Here is a 1,362-nt window from a genome sequence, read left to right on the forward strand (position 1 = left end):
AGAGGACGTTAAGTCCGATCTTCCTCGGTTCGTGATCGCTCGATCGTGGTACTGATCGCCATGCCGGACATCCGCTGGGCATGTTCATGCTGAGATGCGGCCATGGAGAGAAAGCCATACCCCAGTGACTTATCGGACGAGCAGTGGGCGTTGATCCAGCCGATGATCACGGCCTGGAAGCAGGACCGGGTCGCACGGTCAGCGACCGGGGATCCCGGAGCCTGCGACCTGCGGGAAGTCGTAAATGCGATCTTCTACCAGAACCGGACGGGCTGCCAGTGGCGCTACCTGCCGCATGACCTGCCGACCTGGTCGGCGGTGTTCTACTACTTCACCCTGTGGCGCCAGGACGGCCTCGACCAGCGCATCCAGGAACTCCTGCGCTGCCAGGTGAGGGAGAGAGCCCGCCGATTAGAGGACCCGTCCCTCGTGATCATCGACACCCAGTCCGTCCGCGCGGCCGCCGGTGTTCCGAAGACCACGACGGGACTGGACGCGCACAAGAGGATGTCGGGCCGCAAGCGGGGACTGGCCGTCGACGTCCTGGGCCTGGTCATCGGCGTTGTCGTGCTGGCCGCCTCCGCCCACGACAACGCCGCCGGCACCGCCCTGCTCGACCAGGCCGCCGAACGGTGCGGCAACCGCCTGGAGAAAGCCCTCGTGGACCAGGGCTTCAAGGACGAGGTCCTCATCCACGGCGCCCTGGCCGGCATCGACGTAGAGATCGTCCGCCGCAACCCCGCTGACCAGGGCAAAGGCTTCATTCCGCAGCCCAAGCGGTGGATCGTGGAGCAGGTCAACGGCACGTTGATGCTGCACCGCCGCCTCGCCCGTGAGTACGACCACCGGCCCGACACCTCCGCCTCACGCGTCTACTGGGCCTCGATCGCGAACATGGCCCGCCGCCTCACCACACCGTCTCCGGCCTGGCGCGACACCCTCGGGCTGGCCGCGTGAACGTCACCGAGCTCCTGGCCGGCCTCCAGACCCAGCACGACGAGACCACCGCCCGGGCCGGTGAACTACGCGACCAGATCCAGCACTTGACCGCCGCCCTGGCCGAGGCCGAAGCGCGACTCGCGGACCTGGCCACCACCGCCAAGGTCATCGCCGAACTCGCACCGGCTGGAGGCGACCCCGATCAGCCCGAGACGAACACCGCCTACCAGGCCATCGTGAACGCCTTCCACCAGCACCCCCACCAGGTCTTCCGAGCGCGTGAGCTGCACGAACTCCTCGGCATGCCCACCGACGAGGCATCCGTCAACATCACCCGCAGCCGCCTCGGACGCCTCACCCGCCAAGGCTTCCTCACCCAGCCCGGACGAGGCTGCTACCAGAAACGGACTTAACGTCCTCTGA

2 protein-coding genes are annotated in these 1,362 nt (G+C 67.2%); both read left to right on the forward strand.

The features are described from left to right. Positions 1 to 102: 102 nt before the first annotated feature. Positions 103 to 957, forward strand: a complete 855-nt coding sequence (locus ACFY15_RS36890) for an IS5 family transposase (RefSeq protein ID WP_390827087.1) — start codon at positions 103 to 105, stop codon at positions 955 to 957. Further along, positions 954 to 1,352, forward strand: a complete 399-nt coding sequence (locus ACFY15_RS36895) for a type IV toxin-antitoxin system AbiEi family antitoxin domain-containing protein (protein ID WP_390827088.1) — start codon at positions 954 to 956, stop codon at positions 1,350 to 1,352. The genes ACFY15_RS36890 and ACFY15_RS36895 overlap by 4 nt, the downstream gene beginning before the upstream one ends. Positions 1,353 to 1,362: the final 10 nt, after the last annotated feature.

The organism is Streptomyces sp. NPDC001373 (genome assembly GCF_042895815.1).
Classification (GTDB): Bacteria; Actinomycetota; Actinomycetes; order Streptomycetales; family Streptomycetaceae; genus Streptomyces.

Coding starts and splice junctions, on each gene's coding strand:
- ACFY15_RS36890 (WP_390827087.1), top strand. CDS start 103: ATGGAGAGAAAGCCATACCCCAGTGACTTATCGGACGAGCAGTGGGCG.